Annotated in this window: 28 protein-coding genes and 1 tRNA gene; 6 read left to right on the plus strand and 23 right to left on the minus strand. The window is 66.0% G+C overall.

The annotated features are described in order from the left end of the window. The first annotated feature begins 115 nt into the window (after nt 1–115). The gene (locus KYC_RS12305; RefSeq protein WP_008162539.1) at nt 116–1,222 is read left to right on the plus strand and encodes a porin; all 1,107 of its coding nucleotides are present in this window, start codon (nt 116–118) and stop codon (nt 1,220–1,222) included. A 293-nt stretch (nt 1,223–1,515) separates the two neighbouring features. Then, on the plus strand, nt 1,516–2,106 hold the full coding sequence (locus KYC_RS12310) for a DcrB/PsbP domain-containing protein (protein WP_043518253.1): 591 nt from the start codon (nt 1,516–1,518) through the stop codon (nt 2,104–2,106). A 155-nt stretch (nt 2,107–2,261) separates the two neighbouring features. Here the strand turns inward: KYC_RS12310 and ggt are convergent, their stop codons facing one another. Both ggt and KYC_RS12320 read right to left on the minus strand, forming a co-directional pair. Next, a complete protein-coding gene (ggt, locus tag KYC_RS12315) occupies nt 2,262–3,857 on the minus strand; it encodes a gamma-glutamyltransferase (protein ID WP_043518255.1) in 1,596 nt (531 codons plus the stop codon). A 24-nt stretch (nt 3,858–3,881) separates the two neighbouring features. Next, the gene (locus KYC_RS12320; RefSeq protein WP_008162544.1) at nt 3,882–4,856 is read right to left on the minus strand and encodes a Bug family tripartite tricarboxylate transporter substrate binding protein; all 975 of its coding nucleotides are present in this window, start codon (nt 4,854–4,856) and stop codon (nt 3,882–3,884) included. A gap of 213 nt (nt 4,857–5,069) precedes the next feature. Between KYC_RS12320 and KYC_RS12325 the strand changes: the two genes are divergently transcribed. Continuing rightward, entirely contained in the window at nt 5,070–5,726 is a 657-nt protein-coding gene (locus tag KYC_RS12325) for a GntR family transcriptional regulator (protein ID WP_008162546.1), read from the plus strand. Nucleotides 5,727–5,755: 29 nt separating this feature from the next. Here KYC_RS12325 and KYC_RS12330 read toward each other — a convergent pair whose 3' ends face one another. Further along, on the minus strand, nt 5,756–6,637 hold the full coding sequence (locus KYC_RS12330; RefSeq protein WP_008162549.1) for a DMT family transporter: 882 nt from the start codon (nt 6,635–6,637) through the stop codon (nt 5,756–5,758). A gap of 461 nt (nt 6,638–7,098) precedes the next feature. Here KYC_RS12330 and KYC_RS12335 point away from each other — a divergent pair, with 461 nt between their 5' ends. Then, nucleotides 7,099–8,370: an MFS transporter gene (locus KYC_RS12335; RefSeq protein ID WP_008162550.1), complete on the plus strand. Its 1,272-nt coding sequence runs from the start codon at nt 7,099–7,101 to the stop codon at nt 8,368–8,370. Between the two features lie 57 nt (nt 8,371–8,427). Here KYC_RS12335 and KYC_RS12340 read toward each other — a convergent pair whose 3' ends face one another. Further along, nucleotides 8,428–9,300, minus strand: coding sequence for an NAD(P)-dependent oxidoreductase (locus KYC_RS12340; RefSeq protein ID WP_008162552.1), 873 nt, complete (start codon nt 9,298–9,300; stop codon nt 8,428–8,430). Between the two features lie 167 nt (nt 9,301–9,467). On the opposite strand from KYC_RS12340, the gene KYC_RS12345 reads away from it, so the two are divergent. Then, nucleotides 9,468–9,896, plus strand: a complete 429-nt coding sequence (locus tag KYC_RS12345; RefSeq protein WP_008162555.1) for a PaaI family thioesterase — start codon at nt 9,468–9,470, stop codon at nt 9,894–9,896. 16 nt (nt 9,897–9,912) lie between these two features. Here KYC_RS12345 and KYC_RS12350 read toward each other — a convergent pair whose 3' ends face one another. Further along, the gene (locus KYC_RS12350; RefSeq protein ID WP_008162557.1) at nt 9,913–11,370 is read right to left on the minus strand and encodes a phospholipase D-like domain-containing protein; all 1,458 of its coding nucleotides are present in this window, start codon (nt 11,368–11,370) and stop codon (nt 9,913–9,915) included. A gap of 209 nt (nt 11,371–11,579) precedes the next feature. Here KYC_RS12350 and KYC_RS12355 point away from each other — a divergent pair. Further along, nucleotides 11,580–11,655: transfer RNA gene (locus KYC_RS12355), tRNA-His, on the plus strand. A 91-nt stretch (nt 11,656–11,746) separates the two neighbouring features. On the opposite strand, the gene KYC_RS12360 is transcribed toward KYC_RS12355, so the two are convergent. The 18 genes from KYC_RS12360 to KYC_RS29625 all read right to left on the minus strand — a co-directional run bounded on the left by KYC_RS12360 (nt 11,747) and on the right by KYC_RS29625 (nt 20,825). Continuing rightward, nucleotides 11,747–12,802 carry a tyrosine-type recombinase/integrase gene (locus KYC_RS12360; protein WP_008162559.1) on the minus strand — a complete coding sequence of 352 codons (1,056 nt, stop codon included), beginning with the start codon at nt 12,800–12,802 and terminating at the stop codon, nt 11,747–11,749. Further along, nucleotides 12,799–13,023: a DUF4224 domain-containing protein gene (locus KYC_RS12365; RefSeq protein ID WP_008162562.1), complete on the minus strand. Its 225-nt coding sequence runs from the start codon at nt 13,021–13,023 to the stop codon at nt 12,799–12,801. Before KYC_RS12365 ends, KYC_RS12360 begins: the two co-directional genes overlap by 4 nt. Continuing rightward, nucleotides 13,023–13,376 carry a hypothetical protein gene (locus tag KYC_RS12370; protein WP_008162564.1) on the minus strand — a complete coding sequence of 118 codons (354 nt, stop codon included), beginning with the start codon at nt 13,374–13,376 and terminating at the stop codon, nt 13,023–13,025. The genes KYC_RS12365 and KYC_RS12370 overlap by 1 nt, the downstream gene beginning before the upstream one ends. After that, nucleotides 13,369–13,878 (minus strand): DNA N-6-adenine-methyltransferase, encoded by a 510-nt coding sequence (locus tag KYC_RS12375; protein ID WP_238531920.1) that lies wholly within the window; start codon nt 13,876–13,878, stop codon nt 13,369–13,371. Before KYC_RS12375 ends, KYC_RS12370 begins: the two co-directional genes overlap by 8 nt. Nucleotides 13,879–13,907: 29 nt before the next feature. After that, complete coding sequence (locus tag KYC_RS12380) at nt 13,908–14,588, minus strand: hypothetical protein (RefSeq protein ID WP_008162569.1); 681 nt, start codon at nt 14,586–14,588, stop codon at nt 13,908–13,910. Then, nucleotides 14,581–15,084 carry an HNH endonuclease gene (locus tag KYC_RS28660; protein ID WP_008162571.1) on the minus strand — a complete coding sequence of 168 codons (504 nt, stop codon included), beginning with the start codon at nt 15,082–15,084 and terminating at the stop codon, nt 14,581–14,583. The genes KYC_RS12380 and KYC_RS28660 overlap by 8 nt, the downstream gene beginning before the upstream one ends. A gap of 1 nt (nt 15,085) precedes the next feature. Beyond that, the gene (locus KYC_RS12390) at nt 15,086–15,340 is read right to left on the minus strand and encodes a hypothetical protein (RefSeq protein WP_008162573.1); all 255 of its coding nucleotides are present in this window, start codon (nt 15,338–15,340) and stop codon (nt 15,086–15,088) included. Further along, the gene (locus KYC_RS28390; RefSeq protein ID WP_008162575.1) at nt 15,340–16,002 is read right to left on the minus strand and encodes a hypothetical protein; all 663 of its coding nucleotides are present in this window, start codon (nt 16,000–16,002) and stop codon (nt 15,340–15,342) included. Before KYC_RS28390 ends, KYC_RS12390 begins: the two co-directional genes overlap by 1 nt. 1 nt (nt 16,003) lies before the next feature. Then, the gene (locus tag KYC_RS30045) at nt 16,004–16,138 is read right to left on the minus strand and encodes a hypothetical protein (RefSeq protein WP_008162578.1); all 135 of its coding nucleotides are present in this window, start codon (nt 16,136–16,138) and stop codon (nt 16,004–16,006) included. Beyond that, nucleotides 16,135–16,626, minus strand: a complete 492-nt coding sequence (locus KYC_RS12400; protein ID WP_008162580.1) for a hypothetical protein — start codon at nt 16,624–16,626, stop codon at nt 16,135–16,137. The genes KYC_RS30045 and KYC_RS12400 overlap by 4 nt, the downstream gene beginning before the upstream one ends. A gap of 13 nt (nt 16,627–16,639) precedes the next feature. Continuing rightward, nucleotides 16,640–17,266, minus strand: a complete 627-nt coding sequence (locus KYC_RS12405) for a lambda exonuclease family protein (RefSeq protein WP_008162583.1) — start codon at nt 17,264–17,266, stop codon at nt 16,640–16,642. Further along, nucleotides 17,263–18,162: a RecT family recombinase gene (locus tag KYC_RS12410; protein WP_008162585.1), complete on the minus strand. Its 900-nt coding sequence runs from the start codon at nt 18,160–18,162 to the stop codon at nt 17,263–17,265. The genes KYC_RS12405 and KYC_RS12410 overlap by 4 nt, the downstream gene beginning before the upstream one ends. 42 nt (nt 18,163–18,204) lie before the next feature. Continuing rightward, complete coding sequence (locus KYC_RS12415) at nt 18,205–19,383, minus strand: coiled-coil domain-containing protein (protein ID WP_008162586.1); 1,179 nt, start codon at nt 19,381–19,383, stop codon at nt 18,205–18,207. 12 nt (nt 19,384–19,395) lie between these two features. Next, complete coding sequence (locus tag KYC_RS12420; RefSeq protein WP_008162589.1) at nt 19,396–19,590, minus strand: hypothetical protein; 195 nt, start codon at nt 19,588–19,590, stop codon at nt 19,396–19,398. Next, nucleotides 19,587–19,847 (minus strand): hypothetical protein, encoded by a 261-nt coding sequence (locus tag KYC_RS12425; RefSeq protein ID WP_008162590.1) that lies wholly within the window; start codon nt 19,845–19,847, stop codon nt 19,587–19,589. Before KYC_RS12425 ends, KYC_RS12420 begins: the two co-directional genes overlap by 4 nt. A gap of 159 nt (nt 19,848–20,006) precedes the next feature. Then, nucleotides 20,007–20,375 carry a hypothetical protein gene (locus KYC_RS12430; protein ID WP_008162595.1) on the minus strand — a complete coding sequence of 123 codons (369 nt, stop codon included), beginning with the start codon at nt 20,373–20,375 and terminating at the stop codon, nt 20,007–20,009. Nucleotides 20,376–20,378: 3 nt separating this feature from the next. Then, the gene (locus KYC_RS12435; protein WP_008162597.1) at nt 20,379–20,642 is read right to left on the minus strand and encodes a hypothetical protein; all 264 of its coding nucleotides are present in this window, start codon (nt 20,640–20,642) and stop codon (nt 20,379–20,381) included. 39 nt (nt 20,643–20,681) lie between these two features. Continuing rightward, nucleotides 20,682–20,825, minus strand: coding sequence for a hypothetical protein (locus tag KYC_RS29625; protein ID WP_008162599.1), 144 nt, complete (start codon nt 20,823–20,825; stop codon nt 20,682–20,684). Nucleotides 20,826–21,218: the final 393 nt, after the last annotated feature.

The following is a 21,218-nucleotide window of genomic DNA, read 5'->3' on the forward strand; positions in this document are numbered from 1 at the left end:
CTGACATATTGCGTCCCTAGAATTCGTCCCTGCCATGCGCCAAGTGCATCGGTGCGCCGCTTGCGTTGCGGGCCACGCCAGATGCGCATGTCTGTTCAATCAATGGGAATCTGTAATGAAAAAGACTTTGTTCGTCACCGCCATCTTCGCCGCGCTGTCCGGCACGGCGCAGGCGGAAACTTCGGTGACGCTGTACGGCCTGATCGACACGGGCGTGGGTTACCAACGCATCAAGGGCGACAACTACCACGAGTCGAAGGTCGGCATGGCCAACGGCGTGTCCAGCGGTTCGCGCTGGGGCCTGCGTGGCGCTGAAGACCTGGGCGACGGCCTGAGCGCGGTCTTCACGCTGGAAAGCGGTTTCAACTCGGCCAACGGCCAGTCTGGCCAGAGCAGCCGCCTGTTCGGCCGCCAAGCCACCGTCGGCCTGAAGAGCAGCTCGTGGGGCCTGCTGGAATTCGGCCGCCAGACCAACATCGCCTCGAAGTACATCGGCGCGATTGATCCGTTCGGCGCCAGCTACGGCCAGGCGAACGTCGGTGTGGCCTTCAGCGCCGCGAACACCGTCCGCTACGACAACATGGTCCAGTACTCGACCCCGTCGTTCGGCGGCTTCCAGGCTGGCATCGGCTACTCGTTCAACGTCGCCGACACGACCTCGGCCCAGACCGGCTTCCGCACCGCCGACAACACGCGCGGCATCACCGCCGGCGTGCGCTACGTGAACGGTCCGCTGAACGTCGCCCTGACGTATGACCAGCTGAACCCGGCCAGCCAGCTGGGCACCGACGCAACGCCGAAGTCGTGGAGCATCGGCGGCGCGTACGACTTTGAAGTGCTGAAGCTGGCGCTGGCCTTCGGCCAGACCCGCGACGGCTGGTTCACCGGCCAGGGCGTCAATGCCTTCGGCAGCGGCAGCCCCACCGCCAAGGGCTTCGGAACGAACGTGGCCGTGGAGGACTTCAAGGCCAACTCGTACATGGTCGGCCTGACCGTGCCGCTGGGCGCCAGCAGCATCATGGCTTCGTGGCAGCGTGCTGATCCGGACAGCGATGCGCTGACCGGCGGCGATTCCGCCATGAACGTGTACAGCCTGGGCTACACCTACAACCTGTCCAAGCGCACCAACCTGTACGCGCTGGCTTCCTACGCCACCGACTACGCCTTCATCGACGGCGTGAAGAGCACCGTGGGCATCGTGGGCATCCGTCATCGCTTCTAAGCGCCTGACGTGATCGGGCGGCGCGCCGTGTGCGCGCCGCCCGCCCTCTGCACCGCGGTTGCACTGAGCGGATTGGGCGTCTTACCCGGCCACAGACGAGAAAAAAGCGGCCACCTCCCTAGCTCCACTCCCAGTCCGCTCACCCGAACTCCGATCATGGCAAACTGAAAGGCCCGCGCAGGCGTTGCGCGGGCCTTTGCATTTCGGAGCTGCGCGCCGGCTGCGTTGTAGTATTGAAAGCTCCGCCCTTTTCTCGAATCCCTATGCACACCCACAACGGACGGCTCGCGGGAATGTCATTGGCGTTGGCGCTGGCTATCGGCGCGGCCTGTACGCCCGCGCTTGCCCAGGAAACTCCGGCGGCGGCGCAGGATCCCAATGGCGCGCCGCAGGACACCGCAGCCGCGCCCCTGCCGCCGCAGACGCTGGCGGTGCTGGATGGCAAGCTGAAGGTTGTCATCCCGGCGGGGTTCTTCGAAACCGAATTTCCGTCGGATCCTGCCACGCCGGAGGTCTCGGGAAAGATCTTCCTCAACCGCGCCGCCATGCAGGCGATCATCCTGATCGACGTGCCGCTGGAAGTTTCCGTTGGCGATGACGACGCGTTCACGCTGGGTGCGATGGCGGCGGGCTTCCAGTCTCAGCAGCAGGAAGCCGTGCCCACGTTCAAGAAGACGGGGGATGGCGCCTTCAAGGTCGGCAATATCGGGGTGTTCCAACTGGATGCGGCCAGCAGGCTTTCCGGCCGGCCGGCCGAGCTGACGGCGATGTTCGCCGCGTCGGGCAATAAAGTGGTGACGCTTTCCGCCTATACCCTGACCCAGGAAAAGGCCAGGCATCCGGGGTTGGTGAACGAACTGAAGCAGGCAATGTCGGCGCCCTGACGCCCACGTGATCCCGGCTCGACGTTCGCCCGGGAGATCACCCGGAAACGAACGCGGGCGATCTCCTGGCTTGGCTTGCCGCCGGGCGCAGGGCGCCGGGCGGTTATGGATGTTCGCCGAACTTCCGCGAGAAGCCCGGCATGCCCGGCAATGCGTCAGAAACCGACGGCCTGGCCGTCGCGGCGCGAGTCGGATGCGGCCACGTAGCCGCCTTGCGGCAGGCGGCAGATCAGCTGCGCGGAGCCGAATTCCAGACTGTCCACGGGCGCCACCGCCACGTTGTGGCCGCGCGCGCGCAGCGTGTCGACCACGTCCGCCGGCAGGTGCGATTCCACGTTTACCACCGGGCCGTTTTCCACGCGGAAGCGCGGCGCGTCGCTCATGGCCTGCGGGTTCTGGCCGAATGCGGCCAGTCGCGTGACCATTTGCAGATGGCCCTGCGCCTGCATGGATCCGCCCATGACGCCGAACGACATGACGGGCTGGCCGCCGCGCGTGACGAACGCCGGAATGATGGTGTGCATCGGCTTTTTGCGCGGCGCGACCTGGTTGGCGTGGCCGGGCTTGAGCACGAAGTTCAGGCCGCGGTTGTGCAGGCTGATGCCGGTGCCCGGCACGACGACGCCGGAGCCGAAGCCGTGGTAGTTGGACTGGATGAAGGACACCATGGTGCCGCCAGCGTCCGCCGCGGTCAGGTAGACGGTGCCGCCGGTGGCGGGCGTGCCGGCCGTGGGCACGCTGGCGCGGTCCATGGAGATCAGGCGGGCGCGCTCGGCCAGGTAGGCGCGGTCGAGCAGGGCGCGCGCGTCGGTGCGCATGTGGCGCGGGTCCGCGATGTGGTGGTGCAGGTCCGCGAAGGCCAGCTTCATGGCTTCAATGCTGACGTGGTAGTAGTCGGCGCTGTCGCGGCCCATGCCTTCCAGGTCGAATTGCTCGAGCATGCCCAGCGCCATCAGGGCGGAGATGCCCTGGCCGTTCGGCGGAATCTCGTGCAGTTCGTAATCGCGGAAGGACTGGGAGATGGGCTGTACCCATTCAGCCTGGTGTTCGGCCAGGTCGACGGCGCTGAGCGCGCCGCCCGTCTGGCTGGCGAAGTCGGCGATCTTGCGGGCCAGCGCGCCGCGGTAGAAGCTTTCGCCGCCGGTTTCGGCGATCTCGCGCAGGGTTTTGGCCTGGTCCGGGAAACGCCACCATTCGCCCGCCTGCGGCGCGCGGCCGTTGGGCAGGAATGCTTCGGCAAAGCCGGGCTCGGCCGCCAGCTTGGACGCCTGGTTGGCCCATTGGCGCGCGATGGTCGGCGACACGGCGAAGCCGTCCTCGGCGTAGGCAATGGCGGGTTCGAACAGCTTGGCGAAGGGCAGCTTGCCGAAGCGGTCCGACATGGCCTTCCAGCCGGCGACCTGGCCGGGCACGGTGACCGTGCCCCAGCCGGTGCCCGGCATGGTGTCGCGGCCGTTGAAGTATTCGGGCGTCCACGCGGCGGGCGCGCAGCCGCTGGAGTTCAGGCCGTAGAGCTGGCCTTCGTGCCAGACCAGCGCGAACATGTCGCCGCCGATCCCGTTCATGACGGGCTCGACGACGGTCAGGGCGATCGCGGTGGCAATGGCGCTATCAACGGCATTGCCACCGGCCAGCAGCATGCGCAGTCCCGCCTGCGCAGCCAGCGGCTGGCTGGTCGCGACCGCGTTGGCGGCCAGGACCGGCATTTTTCGGGAAGCGTACGGAAAAGACCAATCGAAGGGGGAAGACATGGATGCTGGAACTCGTAAGGGAAATTACTGCGGGGTGATGCCGGCCTGGTCGATCAGCTGCTTGGTGCGCGGGATCTCGGCCTTGATGAAGGCGGCGAATTCCTCGCGGCTGCCGCCGCGCGGCTCGGCGCCGGCTTCGGCGAGCTTACCGCGCAATGCGGGATCGGCCAGCACTTTGTTCACGGCCTTGTTGAGCTTGTCGAGGATCGGGGCGGGCGTGCCTTCGGGGGCGACCAGGCCGTACCACGGCGCGATGTCGTAGCCGGCGTAGCCTTGCTCTGCGATCGTGGGGATGTCCGGAGCCAGCGCCGAACGCTGCGAATTGGACATGCCCAACGCCAGCAGCGCGCCGCTCTTGGCCTGGGGCAGGCCGGTCATGATGGTGTCGAAGTACATCGACACCTGGCCGCTCAGCAGCGCGGGGATCGCTTCGCCGGCGCCCTTGTAGGGCACGTGCAGGATGTCGATCTTGGCGATGGACTTGAGCATTTCGCCGGCCATGTGGGACGTCGTGCCGGTGCCGAACGAGGCGTAGGTCAGCTTGCCCGGGTTGGCGCGCGCATAGGCCACCATCTCCGGCAGGGTCTTGAAGGGCTGCGACGGATTGGCCAGCAGGATGTTGGGCGTGTAGGCCACCAGCGACACCAGCGCGAAGGCGTCCGGATCGTAGGCCAGGCGCTTTTGCAGGAAGCGGTTGGTGACGACGGCGGCGGGGCCGCCCATCAGCAGCGTGTAGCCGTCAGGGGCGGACCGCGCCACCGACGCGCTGCCGATCGCGGCAGCGGCGCCCGGGCGGGCCTCGATCACGAAGGGCTGGCCCAGTTCGGCCGACAGCGCCGCGCCAAGCTGGCGCGTGATCAGGTCCGTGGCCGAGCCCGCCTGGAAGGGCACGACGATGCGCACCGGATGCTGCGGCCAGTCCGTGGCCTGGGCGCCGGCCTGGGCTGCGAAGGCCATCGCGGCGGCGCCAGCCAGCGCCCGGATGAGACGAAATTTCATGGATTCCCCTTGTTCGCGTAATGGAAAGCGTGTGCGCCGGGCGGGTCTGTTGCCCATTCCGGCCGGGTCGGCTTGGCGGCCGCGTCCCGGACTGGATTAGACGCAAGCTTGCCCGCCGGGACTATTGGTGTTTGCATCCATGGATCATTGGATCCAGTTTGTGTTATTTTTGCGGTTATCTATCATTGCGGCTTTCCAAGCCCGGGGACGTAAGTGCTGCAATTTCAAAAGACAGCCATCAGCGCCGAAGACGAGGCGTACCTGCATTTGCAGCGCGAGATCCGGCTGGGCCGCTACGCGCCCGGCCAGCGCCTGGTGCCCGACGTGGTGGCCGCCGAAATCGGCACCAGCCGCATGCCCGTGCGCGGCGCGCTGCGCCGGCTGGCCTCGGAAGGCCTGGTCGAAATCCGCGCCAACCGTGGCGCCGTGGTGCGCGGCCTGAACCAGCAGGAAATGCTGGAAGTCTTTGAAATGCGTTCCGTCCTGGAAGGCCTGGCCACGCGCAACGCGGTGCTCAATATGGGCCCCGAACACATTCGCCGGCTGACCCACATGCTGGAGCAGTTGGACCAGGGCGCCAGCGAAGACCTGGACTGGACCACCGCCCACCGCGAATTCCACGAATATCTGTGCAGCTTCTGCCGGCAGCCCCGCCTGCTGAGCCAGATCTCCGAGCTGCATTCCGTCGTCGAACCCTACATGCGCCTGTGGGCCGCCCAGCCGGGACGCGTGCTGCGCGTGCGCGAATCGCACCAGGAACTCATCGACGCGCTTCAGACCCGCGACGCGGCGCGCTGCGAGGCGGCGATGCGCCAGCACGTGCTGAACACGGTGCCGGCCCTGCAGGCGTTCCTGGAACAGGCGGCCTGAGCAGCCCGTCGGGGCGTTTCTATTGGGTGTCAGACACCGCTCAACTGCGGCTTCTTCCTGCGCCCGAACTTCGCCTCGCTCGCGATCACCCCCGCCACGATCAATCCCGCGCCGACCAGCGCCAGCGCGGGCAGGCGATCTCCCGCCAGGCGCCCGACAATCCCGCCCCAGACCGGCTCGCCCGCATAAATAACCGTGGCGCGCGTGGGCGACACCGACTTCTGTGCCCAGTTCATCGTCAGCTGAATGATGGCGCTGGCCAGCCCCAGTCCGATAGCGGCCCCCGCCCACAGCCACGAAAACGCCGGAATCGACTCTCCCAGCGCCGGCATTAGCGCGAACGACAGCAGCCCCGCCGTCATCAACTGCACGAACGTCACGCGGCGGCTGTCCACCTTGCGCGCGAACAGGCCGATCAGGATGATCTCGGCCGCAATCGCCACGGCGCCCGCCAGCGTGGCGACTTCGCCCGGGCTGAAGCTTGGCACGCCGGCCTCCGGGCCCGCGAGCAGGATCAGGCCCGAGAAGGCCAGCCCGACGCCAATCCAGCTCATCAGGCCGGGCGGCCGCTTCAGCACCGCCCATTGCAGCAGCGGCACGATAGGCACGTACAGGGCCGTGATGAAGGCGGACTGGCTGCTGGTGATGGTGCGCAGGCCGTGGGTCTGCAGGTAATAGCCCAGGAACAGGGCTGAGCCGATCGCGACGCCCGCGCCCACTTCGTAACGGGTGAGCCCCGCCATGTGCTTGCGAAACAGCAGCAGCGCCATCAACCCGGCGATGGTGAACCGCAGGCCCACGAAGAACAGCGGACCGCTGTGCTGCATGGCGATATGAATGATGAGGAACGTGCTCCCCCACAGCATGGTGACCAGCACCAGGGCGATTTCCTGGCGGGACAGGGCGAACATTGAAGTCTTGGAATCCACGGATTGCTTGAACGCTGAATGTTGAAGGCTGAATCGGCTTGCGTGACGAAATTGTGAGCAATATACGCGCCTGCAGGCGGCGAGGCGCAGCGCTGGACCTGGTCGCTGGCTGCGGGCGATCAACTTCGCCATCTATCGCAGCGCGCAGCCCTACGGCTATTTCAACGGCGGCGACACTCGCCCGCGCTTCGTGCGCAACATTTGCGACAAGGCGGGGCGGTGTGGCCGCTCACCGGACAGGATTTGAGGCGCATGCCTCGAATCGGCATATAGCCAGGAGTAATATGACGCGTCTGGCGGCTGAATCCGCCGGCGCCTGCAAGCCGTTCCACGCCTGGTCCTTCCCACCCCTGTCGATAGCGGAGCGCTGCTCCGTGCTTCTCCCGCGGTGTCTTCCAGTCCTGGCGCGCATGCGGCCATAAGAAGATACAGAGGAGAAGAGATTGGACAAGCAAGAGTCGGGCGGCTGGTATTTCGGCTGGAACATCGTCGGCGCCGCCACGGTACTCACCCTGTTGACGGTCGGCCTGCGCATGGGCATCGGACCGTTCTTCCTGCCCATGGCGGACGGCCTGGGTTTTTCGCGCAGCCTGCTGTCGGGCATCGTGGCGATCGGCATGCTGTGCTACGGGCTGGGCATGCCGCTGGCGGGGTATCTGGTCAGCACACGCGGTACGCGCTTCGTGCTGCTGGCCGGCACCGCGATCGTCGTGGCGTCCTCCATCTGGACGGTTTTTGCGCGCGGCCCCTTTGAATTCCTGCTGTCCTTCGGCGTGGCGCTGTCCATCGGCCTGGCCTTCACCAGCCCCGTCGCGCTGACGCCCGTGATCAGCCGCTGGTTCACGCGCCAGCGCGGCATGGCGCTGTTTTTCCTGTCCACGGGGTCCATGGCCGGCATCGCGCTGATGACGCCCACGCTAACCTTCGCGATCTCGGCGGTGGGCTGGCAGGAAACGCTGCTGGGCTTTGCCGCGCTGTTCGCGCTGCTGACCGTGCCGGTCGCGCTCTTTGTCATGCGCGACGAGGCGCCCGAGCACACCGACCTGCTGCCCCACCAGATCATCGAGAAATCCGCATCCGCCAAGCCCGCGGCCAAGGCCCCGGCGCCAGGGCTGGGCGACGCGCTGCGCACCTTGCCCTTCTGGCAGGTGGCGCTGGGCCTGTTCGCCTGTGGCTTCAGCATGAACCTGCTGGGCACGCACGGCATGCCCATGCTGATGGACCATGGCTTCGACGCCACCACCAGTTCGCTGGGCATCGGCCTGATCGGCCTGGTCGCCATTTTCAGCACGCTGGTGCTGGGCCGCATGTCGGACCAGGTCGAACGCCGCAACATCCTTGCCGCCATCTACCTGGTGCGCGGCCTGGGCTTCTTCGCGCTGGTCATGGTGGGCGCGCACTGGGAACTGTACGCCGCGGCCACCATCGGCGGCATCGTCTGGGCCGGCAGCATTGCGCTGTCGTCTGCGATCCTGGCCGACGTCTACGGCATCCGCCTGGTTGGCGTGCTGTACGGACTGACCTACCTGGGCCACCAGATTGGCGGCATGATCAGTTCATGGCTGGGGGGCTGGGCTTTCGAGACCTTCGGCACGCACTGGGTGGCCTTCGGGTCGGCCGGCGCGCTGCTGTTGGCGGCCGCGCTGATTTCGCTGCGGCTGCCGCCGCGCGGCGTCCTGAGGGCGCCGCACGCGGCTGCGGCGGGCGGGCGCTAGGGTCCGCCACTATGGCCGCCGGCGCCAGGGCGCCCGGCGGCCTGTACGGGGTGCTACCTAGCGGTCCTTCAGCAGCGACACCAGCTCCGGCACATAGCGGTCGCCGCCGCCTTGCGTAACCGCCTGGTCGAACGTGTGCTGCACGGCCGCGCCGATCTCGCGCACCGCGCCGGCTTCGGCCGCCATGGTGTTGTAGTAGGACAGGTCCTTCTGCGCATTCGACATGAAGAAACGCAACGACGACGGATCCTGCTCCAGCAAATACGGCTTGATGCGTTCCAGCGCCACGCCGCCGCCGCCGCCCTTGGACAGCACCTCGGCGAACACGGCCGGATCAATGTCGGATCGCAGCGCGCAGGCCGCGGCCTCCGACAGCAACGCAACCACGCCCAGCGACACGTAGTTGTGCAGCAGCTTCATGCGGTGGCCGGCGCCGATCGGGCCGGCGTGCGTGATGTTCTCTGCAAAGCAGGCCAGCAGCGGCTTGCATTCCTCGAACAGCCCCGCGTCGCCGCCCACCAGCAGATTCAGCCTGCCTTCGGCGGCCTCTTTGGGCGTGCGCGTCATCGGCGCGTCCAGGAAGCGGCCGCCGCTTTCGGTCACGGCCTGCGCCACCTTGACGGTGGACGAGGGGATGGCGGTCGAGCAGTCGATGATGACCGTGCCGGGGCGCAGGCCTTCCAGCACGCCGCCGGGCGACAGCAGCACGGCCTCGACCTGCGGGCTGCCGGTAACGCACAGAATGATCACGTCCGACCGCGCGGCCAGCGCAGCGCCGCTGTCCACGCTGGCCGCGCCGGCGGCCTTCAGCGCATCCAGGGGCTGGTTGCCCGGGTGTTCAAGCACGGTCAGGTCGTGTCCATGCTTGACCAGATTGCTTGCAATACCGTGGCCCATGAGGCCGATACCAACCATGCCGACTTTCGCCATCTTCAACTGCTCCTGCCATGTGGGTGTTTGTTGTGGCGTAAATCTTACCCTCAGATGCGGGCGGCGGGCGTCCAAGATCGTCCGCGCGCCGATCGCCGCGCTATGCCGCGGCGGCCTCGTCTGGGATACTTTGGCAAACCCACATCGGAACGCTTGCCGCGCCAGCCATGACAGACTCCATACCCGCCGGTTTCATACCCTGGCTTCCCAAAAGCCAGTTCATGCGCCACCTGACCGATCTTGGCGCGTTCTACCGGCGCGAAGCCGACAACGTGCTGGCCCTGCGCGTCAATGCAGCCCACGGCAACATGCACGGCATGGCGCACGGCGGCCTGTTGGCCACGTTCGCCGACAGCGCGCTGGGCTTTGTCATCGCGGAGCAGGCGCACGTATCCGTCGTGACGGCCCAGATGTCGGTGGAATACCTGAACGCCGTCAAGCCGGGCGACTGGCTCGAGGCGCACGTGCAGATCGACAAGCAGGGCAAGCGGCTCATCTACGCCACGTGCCTGCTGCAGGTGGAAGGCCGCTCCATGCTGAAGGCCAGCGCCGTATTCGCGGTGCGCCACGCCGCGGTGCCTGCCTCGGACGGCTAGCGCGCGTGGGCGCCCGCTACAGATAAGGCGTCGCCAGCCAGATCACCTTATTGCGCAGGCGCTTGGCGAAGGGCGCACGCTGCAGGTCCTCGAGCGTCTCGCGGCGGGCGCCGGCGATCAGCTCGTCGATGCGCGCGCCGACCCAGCGCGCCACCGCCGGGTCAAAGATCTCGGTGTCCAACTCAAAATTCAGCCGCAGGCTGCGCGGATCCAGGTTCGACGACCCGGCATAGGTCCAGGCGTCGTCCACCGTCATCAGCTTGGAATGGTCGAAGGCGCCGCCCGACCGCCAGACCCGGCAGCCCGTGCGCACCACCTGGTCCAGCTGCGCCGTCATGGCGTAGTCCACCAGCCGCAGGTTGTTCTTCCCTGGAATGACGATGTCCACGATGATGCCCCGGCGCGCGGCGGTCGCCAGCGCCCCGATCAGCGTCTGGTCGGGCAGGAAATAGGGCGACTGGATGCGCACGTGATGCCGCGCCACCGCCAGCGCGCCCAGCAGCATGTTGTGCGTGCTGCCCAGCGCCCGGTCGGGCCCCGACGGCACGCAGCGCATTGGCACCCGGCCCGTCGGCGGCAGGGTGTCCGGATCGAACCAGGGCTTGGCGGGCAGCGATTCGTGCGTCGTGAAGTTCCAGTCGTGCGCAAACACCGACATCAGCTGCGTCACGATCGGGCCTTCCACGCGGAAATGCGTATCGCGGTTGGTCGCGTCGCCGGACAGCGCGCTGACAAACGCCGCCCGCACGTTCATCCCGCCCGTGAAACCCACGCGCCCGTCCACCACCAGCACTTTGCGGTGGCTGCGCAGGTTGGCGTAGGGCATGCGCAGCACGCCCATGGGATTCGTCATGAACCGCGCCACCGGCACGCCCGCGCGGGCCAGCATGCGCACGATGGGCGGACGGGAATACTTGGAGCCGACCGCGTCGATCAGCACCCGCACTTCCACGCCCCGCGCCCGCGCCTCGATCAGGGCCTGCGCAATCTCGCGGCCGATCGGGTCGTTGTCGAAAATGTAGCTTTGCATCGCCACCGTATGGCGGGCTTCGCGGATGGCCTGCAGCATGGCCGGATAGGTCTCGTCGCCGCCGGCCAGCGGCCGCACCTCGTTGCCGCCCAACAGCTGAAACCGGCTGACGCGGTCGCCCAGCACCTTCAGCGACGCGAACTGCTCGCCGGATATCGGCGCCACGTCCACCGGCGCCGTCGCCACCTGTTCCGCATCCACCAGCATGGCGTCGTCGCGCTGCTGCGACACCCGCGTTTTGCGAATGCGGTTGATCCCGGCCACGAAATAGAAGAGCGCCCCAAGGATCGGCGAAAACATCGCCACCCCCACCCAGCCTATGGCCGCCCGCACATCCTGCTTGGTCATCGCGGCATGCACCGCCGCGCCAGTGCCCGCCACGATGCTGATGGCAAAGGCAATATGAGGCCAATATTCGGTCAAGAATGCGTGTATGCGATCCATGGGCGATGGCTTGAGACGCGGCCTCCGGTGGTGAGCCAAGCGCAAGGATATCAAGGCTGCCGCCGCTGGCAAGACCGGCCGCGCGAGGGCGCTTTCGCATCTTTTAAAAAACGTGCTAGAATTCGGCCTCTTCGTTGTTGAGCTTCTTTTGAAACACGTTTCAGGGATGCCGGCAGCGGAAAAGCCGAAAGGCTTTAGCAGTATCAGAGGTGGCTGTAGCTCAGTTGGTAGAGTCCCGGATTGTGATTCCGGTTGTCGTGGGTTCGAGCCCCATCAGCCACCCCAAGAATTCCCTTAGAAATCAGCCGCTTAGAGCGGCTTTTTTCTTTTCTGCGTTCTGCTAAATGGTGGCATGAATCAAGAATGGTGGCATGCGTCAGGCGCTACCCTTGATTTTGACCACGCGCCGGCGGTCGTAAACGCGCCTGGTGGTAGCCGGATTTGCGTGAGTTTCCGGGTTCTCGTCCCGGCCCACCAGCACCGTCACATAGTAGGCGCGCAGGTCGTGAAACGTGAACCGCTCTCGTCCCGGCGTCTCAACCCAATCCCCCATGATTTTGGACCACAGGGCCTTGAAGCCTTGTTCGGTGTACGGCTGTCCGTCCCGGTTGGTGAAGACGAACATGGATTCCGGAATGGCCGACTTCCCGTCACGCGCTTTGCGGTCCAGCTGAGCGAGCTCGGCGAAAAGCTGGCGCAACGCCGGCGTCCATTCGATCAGGCCGCGGCGCAGCGCGTCGCCCGCCTTGGCCTTGGCGAAGCCAACCACGATGCCGTCCGGGCCAAGGTCGGTCTTCCGCAGGTTCAAGAATTCAGCACGACGCCGGCCCGTGAGTGCGATGAATTTCGCCATCAGGCCGATCACATGCGACGACGGGCCCTTCTTGGCCGCCGTGACGCAAAAAGATTCGATCTCTTCCCATGACGGGCAGCGCGAGCGCGGGCGCTCCTTGTTCCGCCTGACTTGGCGGCAGGGGTTGGCCGTGGCATAGCCATGTTCGATGCCGAACTGAAACGCCGACGCCAACAGGGCGATTTCGCGGTTGGCCCGAACTGGTGCCTTCGCCCGCTCCACGCGCAAGTATCGCGCGACGTGAGGCGGCTTGACGTCGTCCACTGGCATGTCCGCGAAGCGCTCCAAGATCTCCTTGCTGGCCGCGATGTAGTCGTCCTGCGTGCGCGGGGCCAGCTCGTTCTTGAAGCTGCCGCTGGCCATGTACTCGCGTAGCAACTCGGCCACTGTGCCCGTGTCCGGCGCCCGTCGCTCCATTTCCAGCACCCGCTTGATCGCCTCGGCGCGGTCGTGCCCAAGATTGATGTACTTCCGGTCGTAGGTGTAATAGCGGAAGGTCCATCCGCCCTTGGCGCGCGGGCGCGCATCCATGCGAGGTAGCAGGCCCAGCTTCAGGTGCTTCGTACGCTTGGCAATCATGCCGCGCATCTCCAATTCGGTTCGGCGCCCCGTTTCGGCCGGCGCTTTTCTTCGCCGGACAGGCGCGCGTCATGGTACTCGCGCAGCACGCGCGGCCAGCCGCCGCCCGCAGGCGTAGCATAGGGCCAGCCGTTCCGATCAAGCCAGCGGCAGGCCGCGGCGCGCGTAACGTAGCCCGTCAATTCCTTGACCTCGTCAGGCGTGAGATAAGGGGAAGCCATCAGAGCTCCTTTAATGATGCATCGCCACCGGGCGTGCTCGATAAATGACTCATTTCCGCCAGCAGCGCCATAGCGTCGGCATAGGCCCGCATGGCGCGCTGCTCGTCGATCTTGTCGGCTCCGAGGGTTTCGGCGCACTCGCAGAGCTGGGCGGCCAGCGCCGCCTTTTGCTCCATCAGGTGTGCGACCAGATGCACCAGGTCAAACTTCCCATGCCGCTCGCTGACGAGCACATGCGCGACCGTGCCTATGGCGCTGCACGGATCGCGGCTGGCCTCGATCTGCTCCTGGCTGATGTAATGCGCCTGCGCAGTATCTGGTAGCGTGTGCTTCAGGTTCAGGATTTCACTCATCCGCGCCTCCGTCGTTGTGCTGCTTGGGGTGGGGAAGGCCTACACGCCGCCGGGGAATCGGCAGGACGACGCCCAGGCCGCTGCGCTCGAGGGCAGCGACATTGGACAGCCCGTAGGCGACGAGGCAGATGGGCGCGCCCGAGTTGAATGGTGCGCGGGTGCCGTCGACGTAGTGGAAGTGCGGCCGACCCTCGATGAACAGCACAGCATCGGCCGCGTCCCACACGCATTCGTAGAACATGGCGGTTTCGGTTCGGGCCGGGATGAGGGCCACGCCGTCGCCGTGCGCGGCCATCTTGCGCAGCCACTTGACCGCCTCACGGCCGAAGGGAGGGTTGCACCAGACGCGGCCTTTCCAGGTCTGCTGCAGGCCGTTGTCGGCCACGGTGTAATGCTGGTGGGCCGTACTCCACGGCCGAACCTCCGGCGCGCAGGGGTCCAGATCGAACGTGCCCAGCGCCGCGACGATGCCAGGCGGCGTCAGCCACTCGTCGTTCTTCATGCGTGCCGACTGGTGCGATGACAGGGCCATTACTCGCTGCCTCCCGTTCTCTGCGCTCCCGGTTGCGCGGACAGGGCGGCGCTCTGTGACTTGAGGGCACGGATTCGATCAGCGCACATCGAGGCTGTCGCCCCGCAATAGGAGTCGACGTTCATCATTGACGTTTCCTTGCATGCCACCGCCGCTTCTTCCAAAGCCGCATTGCGGGCTGCCTTCGTGATGGCGTCGTTGGTCAGCCACTGCCCCGAACGCTCCAGGAATGCGGCGATGATCGTCTGTTCCGCCTCGCTGGCCTGGGGCGCGGCATCCGAGAACGACGGCGCGCAGTCTTCGCACATGCAATGCCGCGTCGGGGGATGCGCCTCCCCGCCTACAGGGGCGCTTGCCAGGGCGGCGGCCAGTTGATCGCGCCAAGTGTCTTCGTCGCCGGCCGGTTCGTTGTCAAAGATGAACAACTCCAGCGGGGTCAGCGTCTCGTCGCGTTCCAACTTGGCTGAAACTTCTTCCCAGTGAGGCAGCTCATCGGCTACAGGGGCGCGCAGCTTGGACAGCAGGGCGGATTCGATGGCGCGGGCGAATTGCGCGAGTCGCTCACCCTCCGGAATTTGGCTCTGGTATGACCCAGAGAGAACAGGAAGGGTGCCGACGCCGAATAGGCTGGCTAGGTGGAGAATGTCGTCATCCGACAAAAGTTGCGTTGAGTTATTCATAGCGTGCAAAATCTCCGTGCAGTTCCTGGCGTTTGTTCTTCAGCCACTCGACCACTTCGCCGCGGTCCCTGGAATAGTGGGAATACCTCGTGCCGTTGCATCTGATTTGGCCAATCCACGTTCCATTGACAGAATGCTTGGTCAGCCCCTTAATTCCGGTCGTGTTGCTACTTTGCTTCCCCTGGTTTTGACCGTTCTCGGCTTTGGTCGCCAATCGAAGATTCTCGATTCGGTTATCAGTTTTCCGACCGTTGATGTGATCAACGCATAAGCCATCTGGAATTGGTCCATAGTGCATTTCCCAAATCACTCTGTGAGCCATAAGGCGCATATGGTTGTGCTCTACTTCAAAGTAGCCACGCCCGTTCCGGCTTCCTGCCGGCTGGCCAAGCTTGCGGCAGCCACGAGAAACGGCCCATACCAGTCCAGAAGGGCTATTCGCGTCATACCGAAGCAGGCTTTGCTCGGGCTGCTCGGCGTTGTTTGTGTCGGTCATTTCATCCGCCGTTGAGCATGAGTTCGTGGTACGCGGCGCGCATCAGGTCGCGGCCCCGCTTGAGTACGGTTGCGTTAGCGCCGATCAGCTTCAGGCCGATCATGATTTGCGTGAGGGTGTGGCCGGAGCCGTAGCCGCAAGCCGTCTTCAGCACGCCGATTTCGATCAGCTTGCGGTGATCTGCACCGCCAAAGTCCGTGCCCAGAAAGGCGGTTCTCAGGTCTGCGTCGCTGACGACGTGCGATGTATCTCCCATCACGCCTCTCCCTGCTGCGGGACCTGGGCGGCGTCTATGGCCGCATCAAGCGTCGAGGCATGGAGAACCCAGAAGCCGACTGGCGTGTTGGGATAGACCTGAAGCCGCCAGATCGTATTCGTGGCTTTCATGCGCTCGATTTCTTCCGGGGCGTCGTCTTGGAAATCCTCCGGGCAACTCTCGATCCATTGCGCAGCGGTCAGGTAGTTGCACGCATGTTCGCCGTCCCGCGTAAGGTGCAGCGAGTTGCAGGCGTGGTCGCGCAGCCAGCGATACCGCGCCGCATCCAGCGCATCGCCAGCAGCGGGAGCCGGATAGTCTGGCCCCCTGACAAGGCCGAGGGCCTGCGCTGCAGCGCCGCCGATGCTAGCCAACTTCGCGTTGCGAACCGCAGCGAGGCTTTCAGGATCATCGCCGCACGGCTCTTTCGCCTCCTGCGCTTGGCGCATGATCCACCAGAGGATGGATTCGGTCTGCTCGTCCTGCGTATCCCCAGGCGCTGAAGGGGCGGCATCAACCAGGCAGTTCCATACTTGCTCAATGGACGCGCCTTTGCCGTCATAGCTGCCGGCAGCCATTTCGTCGTCAAGCTTGTTGACCGCCGCCCACATTTCCGGCGTCGGCTCGACAGGCACCAACTTCCATTCGTTCTTTTCAGACATTTCAGGCTCCGGAGAAATAGGGGTACAGGAAGCACGCCACGATGCCGGCGGCGGCCAGGGTGATAAGGGTGCCGATGCACAGCACGCGGCGCTGGAAGGCCCGGTCGGAGGGGCTCTCGGTCGGTTCGGCGGTCACGGGCGGGCCTCCATCTCGGCGAGGATTCTTGTCTGCTGCAGCAGGTCGGTGGCGTCGTCCTGGGTCAGCCCAGCGCCGATGCGGCGCAACGCGGGTATCTCGGCCTGCAGGGCGGCCATCAGCGGCCCGTCTATGGGCATGCCCACGTCCAGCCGCCGGGCAAGCTGGCGCAGCGCTGTGGCCTTGAACGGGCTGCCGTGCCGCGTCGCCCACATATCGAAGAAGTCCGCCATGCCCGCGATAGCAGGAGCGCTGGCGTACCATTCGCCGTCCGCGACGCAGTGGAAGATCGGTACGCCACGGTCGTCTACCGTCACGGTGCCGTCGCGCTGGATCTGGTCGATGATGGCTTCGAGCGGCGCCAGGGTCTGCTGGGTCTTGATCAGCATGGGCAGCCGGGCCGGGCGATTCGGGCGGCGCCCGGCGCGCACGCGGGCCTGCTGCTTGTCCATCATTCGGCGCTGCTGGCGGTTCATGGCGGGGATCATGGTCGTTCTCGGGTTAGGCGGCCTTGCGGCGCAGGGTGTCGACCATCGCGCGCAGCTCGGCTTCGAACTGCAGCAGGGCGGTCAGCAGGAACTTGATGTAGGCCTCGTCGCGCGGGATGCGCTGCACGTACAGGCGCAGCGCCGGGGCCTGGCGTGGGTCGTAGCTGATGAAGTCCCACCACTGCCGGCCCGTGACGAGCATGCAGCCCTGGACCTGGGGAATATGGTCATCAGGCATCCCTTCCAGCCACGTCTGAACGTGGACCTGCTCATCGTGTGGGCACTTCATTTCGATACCGCCGTCCGACGATACGAGGCCGTCCGGGCTGCATCCGATGAAGTCGTGCTGCGGGTGCAGCACAAAGCCGGTGGTCTCGACGATGTTGCCGGTGTCGACTTCGTAGGCCTCGGTGGCAGCCAGCTCCAGGTCTTTGCCCCAGGAAAGGGAGCGCGCGCCGACCTCGTGCTTGGGGATGCCAGCCAGCCGCTCGAACGCCTTCAGGCGCATCAGCTTCGCGCGCTCGGCGGTGGGCTTGCCGGCCTTGGTCTGGCCGATGATGTCGGCAAAGACGGACGCGGTGAGCTTGCCGGCACGGTCCATCTGCCATTGCTCGGTGCGTTGTTCTGCGGGCGCGTTCATTCTTCGACTCCGTCGAAGGGGTTGTCTTCGGTGGGCAGGTCATCCTGCTGCGCAGCGGGCGCCGGCGTGGCGTCCTCGGCAGCGGCCAGGGACTTCAGGCGCTTAATTTCGTCGGCGCCCACCGCAGCGCGCTCATCTTTGGTGAGCTTCTTCCAGGCTGCTTCCAGGTCCGCGATGCGCTGCGGTGCCGCGTCATTGCTGCGCGCGATCATTTCCATGTCGCGGATGAGCTGGTCGCGGTCGACCTGTGCCGCCGGCTGCGGCTTGGCTGCCTGGGCGAACTCGGCGGCCGTGCGCGGGGTGATATCGCGCTCGCGCGGCTGAGCCTCGATCAGTTCGTCGGACGTGTACACGCCCAGCAGCGCGCCAGGGGTGTAGGCGCGGGTCCAGTTCTTGACCTGCAGGTAGCCCATCTGCTGGCGCGGGTTGGTCTTCCAGAGGGGCGAATTCTTGGTAGTGACGTCCGACACCTTCAGCCACTCACTCCAGGTAATGTCCGTCTCGCCGGCGATGACTGCGCCGACGCGGCAGGCCAGGCCGTTGCCATCGCCGGTGTATTCGTAGTGAAAGCGGCCGGTGATGGCGCCGGATGACTGCACAACGGCATTCACCAACTGCGCCTCATAGCCGAGCTGCCCATTCACCAGGTGCGTCTTCTGCGCCACCACGAAGGGGTTCATGTTCCACTGCATCGCCTGCATGATCACGGCCATGCAGTCGGACGGACTCCCCTGCAGGTGCTTCGGCACGGTGGCCTTGCCTGCGGCCATCAGCTCAGCGGCGCGCATCATGCTGTCCATGTTGTCGGCGTGCAGCACCAACCCGCTGGTGGTGGTGTTCGCCGCGGGAAGGTCCAGGGCGGTAGATTGGGATTCGATAGTGGTGGCTTCAGACATTGTTTTCTCCTGCCCGAGACTCGGCCGGGCGTATGGGGTTGATTACTCGGTGAGCTGCTCGACGCTGGCGGCGTCGAATTCCTTGAGCCAAGCGACGGCGACCTGCACATCCACGCCGAAGGACTCAGCGACCGCGTACGCGATGGCGGTGGCGCCAGGGCCGACCTTTTCGAAGTTCTCGCGCTCGCGGCGCGCGGCTTCGTCACGGCGGGCCTGCTCGGCGCGTTCGGCTTCGGCGCGTGCCGCTTCTTCCTTCTCACGCTCGGCACGGGCTGCGGCTTCGGCCTTCTCCTGCTCGGCGCGGCGGGCGGCTTCCTGCTGTGCTTCGAACTCACGGCGCTGGCGGTCGATTTCGTCCTGCTGGGCACGCAGGGCGGCGGCTGCTTCATCCTGCTGACGCTTAAGCGCTGCGGCGGCTTCGGCATCCTTGCGGGCCTGTTCGGCGCGAGCAGCTTCCTGGCGGGCGTTTTCGGCCTCGCGTTCAGCCTGAAGGCGGCGCTGCTGCTCTTCCAGTTCTGCGCGCTCCTTCGCCAGCCGCTCGTCTTCCGCCTTGCGGGCGGCAGCGGCGGCGGCTTCCTGCTCCTGGCGCTGGCGTTCCAGCGCGGCGCGCTCGGCGGCCAGGCGGGCCGCTTCCTCTTCCTGCACCGTCGCAGCGCCGTGCATCTGTTCCAGCTTGGCCATGACCTCGGAGTGCAGCTGCATCGCCTCGCCGGCGCGGTGCTCGTACAGTTCGGTGGTCAGGGGAAACTCGGCCAGCGTGTCGCGCATCGCCGCGATCTTGGCGGACGACAGGCCGGCGGCGCTGGTGGCGAAGTCGCGGATATGGTCCAGACGTTCCTGGATGGCCTGCTGGCGCGCCAGCTCGGCGGCTTCCCTCGCCGCCTTGATTTCCGCCTTGCGCGCCTCTTCGGCCTTAATCTGGGCGTCGATGGGCTCTTCGATGGCCTTCACCTCGTCCTTGATCTGGGCCAGGATGGCGCGCATTTCGCGCTGCTTGGTCAGCATCGGCTTGTTCCAGCCTTCGTAGGCCGCATCGGCCGACGTGCGAATGCTGACGCAGCGGGAGCGCGCCGCACGCGCCGCCTTGTCGCCGGCCGTCGTCGTGACGTCGAACTGCACCCCCGCCAGTTCCTGCCGCAGCTCGGCCAGGCCCTTCTGCACGGGGTTGAACTCGGCAAGCGCCGCGGGCGCGTCAAACACTTCGTCTGCAACTTCGGTCATGGTGGTGGTCTCTCAGGGTTGGCGCGCGGCCACGGCCGTCTTGCCGCAGCCTTCGCAGGCGGTGAGGGTGGATTGGGCAAGCTCGTCGCGCTGCTGGCGGTCGCCGTAGGCCACGACGATGCCGCCGATGAAGACGACCGCGCAGGCAGCGCCGACCCATTCGTGACGGTCGAGGCGCAGCAGGGCGCGCAGGAGGCGGCGGATCATTGGGCACCTCGGGCGGCCAGCATGGCGTCGGCCATGGTGTATGCGACCTTTGCCACTCGTTGAATCTCGCCGGTTCCCGCTGCGGGGTTCACGCCTTCGTTCCACCACCGAGCGGGGGAAAGATCCATCGCGCTGCACATGGCCTTGGCCGCGAAGTAGTCGCGCAGGGACATGCCGGTGTCCCAGTCGGCCCACCTATCGCCAGCGCCATCCGGCACGTTGGGGAAGGCCGGGCCACCGTCGTTTATCTTGCTCATTCGTCTCTCCAGCAGCGCGCCATCAAGGCGTCGCCGATCAGGGCAATTGCGTAAAGGGCGGCCATGGCCCACACGGCGTAGGCGGTCATCATTTGCGCGACCTCCAGGCGTCGGCGATGGCCTGCGCGAGCAGGACAAAGCCCAGGATTACGAAGGCGATCACAGGTAGGCCTCCGCTTCGTCCGGGTCCATGTCCGCCAGCAGGCGATTCGCCTCGGCGTGAATGAAGCTCTCCAGGTTCTTGGCCAGGAACCGGCCAACGCTCGGCGTGGTGGCCCCGGCCAGCAGCACCAGAGCGACCGCCGCTTGGTTGTCGGCCAGCTGGTCCAGCAGGCACTCGCCCCAGATGCGCGCCGACTGGCCGAAGGCCCCGGCCGTCTCGTTGCCCAGGCAGGCCACCACGAGGGCTACAGCACGCTCTTGCGTGACGCTGGGCGCGTCGGCATCGCTCTCGTCGCCCATGTCGCCATAGGTGGACAAGCGCGACGGATCGTCGCCCCAGGATTCGAAGGATTGGCGGGCGTTCATGATTCAGTTCCGGCAATCCCGGGCGGCCACGTCCTGCGCGGCGCGCTGGGCAAGGGTGGGAACGGGCAGAGCCACCGGCGCGCCCTTGGCGGCCATTTCGCGGTAGCGGTCGAAATCAGGCTTAAACGCGGCCTCAAGCGTGGCGCGGCGCTCGCCGTCCAGCACGATCCACAGATCGGCCATCCGCTTCATGCCGGTGCCGCCGTAGAGCGTCATTTCCGCGACCGCCTGGGCCGTCGTCGCGTTGCTGAAAATGTTCGTGGACATGGTGAGTCTCCTTGCCCCGGCACCCGGGGCGGGTGGGGGTTAGGCAGACACAAGAACCAGACGGGCTTCTTGTTCGGGCAGCATGTGCGCGGCAAACGTCTCAGCGGCTGCGCGATCCATCTTTTCGGACTGGCGGGCGTTGCCGTTGGCATCCCACCAAACGACGATGTGTTTGCGTTCCATGCTGTTCTCCCTGGTTGCTCACGGGTTGTGAGGATTCATTCGTCAGCCAGCGCTCAATGAACGGGCTGACGGATAAATTCCGGGGCAACGTTCCCCTAGCTACTCCCGCTCATCGCGGCTCCAGGTGGGGCGCTGCCCTATCAATCGTCCGCAGGCAAAACAGCACAGCTTCTTGCCGCGCCTGGGTCGTTGATGTCCTCGTCGATCTTCTTTCCGGGGCGGAGGGTGAGCCCGGGGCCTAGCCGCGCTTTCGCGCCATTGGCCTGTTCTATCTCTGTGCGGGTTGTTAAAGAGCGGTGCTCGCCTTCCCCATCCGACTTCGTGGCGGTACGTCTCCCTCTTGAGGCGATGCCCTGACTGCTGGCTGAGGGTCCGTGGGGGTCTAGCTGCGCC

Origin of the sequence: Achromobacter arsenitoxydans SY8 (assembly GCF_000236785.1) — a bacterium.
Classification (GTDB): domain Bacteria; phylum Pseudomonadota; class Gammaproteobacteria; order Burkholderiales; family Burkholderiaceae_B; genus Achromobacter; species Achromobacter arsenitoxydans.

What these genes read in the sequence shown, in the direction of transcription:
- KYC_RS28660 (WP_008162571.1), bottom strand. Translation starts at nt 15,084, where the DNA reads ATGACCGACACAAACAACGCCGAGCAGCCCGAGCAAAGCCTGCTTCGG.
- KYC_RS12320 (WP_008162544.1), bottom strand. Translation starts at nt 4,856, where the DNA reads ATGAAATTTCGTCTCATCCGGGCGCTGGCTGGCGCCGCCGCGATGGCC.
- KYC_RS12415 (WP_008162586.1), bottom strand. Translation starts at nt 19,383, where the DNA reads ATGACCGAAGTTGCAGACGAAGTGTTTGACGCGCCCGCGGCGCTTGCC.
- ggt (WP_043518255.1), bottom strand. Translation starts at nt 3,857, where the DNA reads ATGTCTTCCCCCTTCGATTGGTCTTTTCCGTACGCTTCCCGAAAAATG.
- KYC_RS12340 (WP_008162552.1), bottom strand. Translation starts at nt 9,300, where the DNA reads ATGGCGAAAGTCGGCATGGTTGGTATCGGCCTCATGGGCCACGGTATT.
- KYC_RS12400 (WP_008162580.1), bottom strand. Translation starts at nt 16,626, where the DNA reads ATGATCCCCGCCATGAACCGCCAGCAGCGCCGAATGATGGACAAGCAG.
- KYC_RS12330 (WP_008162549.1), bottom strand. Translation starts at nt 6,637, where the DNA reads ATGTTCGCCCTGTCCCGCCAGGAAATCGCCCTGGTGCTGGTCACCATG.
- KYC_RS12345 (WP_008162555.1), top strand. Translation starts at nt 9,468, where the DNA reads ATGACAGACTCCATACCCGCCGGTTTCATACCCTGGCTTCCCAAAAGC.
- KYC_RS12370 (WP_008162564.1), bottom strand. Translation starts at nt 13,376, where the DNA reads ATGAGTGAAATCCTGAACCTGAAGCACACGCTACCAGATACTGCGCAG.
- KYC_RS12380 (WP_008162569.1), bottom strand. Translation starts at nt 14,588, where the DNA reads ATGAATAACTCAACGCAACTTTTGTCGGATGACGACATTCTCCACCTA.
- KYC_RS12425 (WP_008162590.1), bottom strand. Translation starts at nt 19,847, where the DNA reads ATGAGCAAGATAAACGACGGTGGCCCGGCCTTCCCCAACGTGCCGGAT.
- KYC_RS12350 (WP_008162557.1), bottom strand. Translation starts at nt 11,370, where the DNA reads ATGGATCGCATACACGCATTCTTGACCGAATATTGGCCTCATATTGCC.
- KYC_RS12435 (WP_008162597.1), bottom strand. Translation starts at nt 20,642, where the DNA reads ATGTCCACGAACATTTTCAGCAACGCGACGACGGCCCAGGCGGTCGCG.
- KYC_RS12360 (WP_008162559.1), bottom strand. Translation starts at nt 12,802, where the DNA reads ATGATTGCCAAGCGTACGAAGCACCTGAAGCTGGGCCTGCTACCTCGC.
- KYC_RS28390 (WP_008162575.1), bottom strand. Translation starts at nt 16,002, where the DNA reads ATGTCTGAAAAGAACGAATGGAAGTTGGTGCCTGTCGAGCCGACGCCG.
- KYC_RS29625 (WP_008162599.1), bottom strand. Translation starts at nt 20,825, where the DNA reads ATGGAACGCAAACACATCGTCGTTTGGTGGGATGCCAACGGCAACGCC.
- KYC_RS12410 (WP_008162585.1), bottom strand. Translation starts at nt 18,162, where the DNA reads ATGTCTGAAGCCACCACTATCGAATCCCAATCTACCGCCCTGGACCTT.
- KYC_RS12365 (WP_008162562.1), bottom strand. Translation starts at nt 13,023, where the DNA reads ATGGCTTCCCCTTATCTCACGCCTGACGAGGTCAAGGAATTGACGGGC.
- KYC_RS12405 (WP_008162583.1), bottom strand. Translation starts at nt 17,266, where the DNA reads ATGAACGCGCCCGCAGAACAACGCACCGAGCAATGGCAGATGGACCGT.
- KYC_RS12310 (WP_043518253.1), top strand. Translation starts at nt 1,516, where the DNA reads ATGTCATTGGCGTTGGCGCTGGCTATCGGCGCGGCCTGTACGCCCGCG.
- KYC_RS12390 (WP_008162573.1), bottom strand. Translation starts at nt 15,340, where the DNA reads ATGGGAGATACATCGCACGTCGTCAGCGACGCAGACCTGAGAACCGCC.
- KYC_RS12305 (WP_008162539.1), top strand. Translation starts at nt 116, where the DNA reads ATGAAAAAGACTTTGTTCGTCACCGCCATCTTCGCCGCGCTGTCCGGC.
- KYC_RS12430 (WP_008162595.1), bottom strand. Translation starts at nt 20,375, where the DNA reads ATGAACGCCCGCCAATCCTTCGAATCCTGGGGCGACGATCCGTCGCGC.
- KYC_RS12420 (WP_008162589.1), bottom strand. Translation starts at nt 19,590, where the DNA reads ATGATCCGCCGCCTCCTGCGCGCCCTGCTGCGCCTCGACCGTCACGAA.
- KYC_RS12375 (WP_238531920.1), bottom strand. Translation starts at nt 13,878, where the DNA reads ATGAAGAACGACGAGTGGCTGACGCCGCCTGGCATCGTCGCGGCGCTG.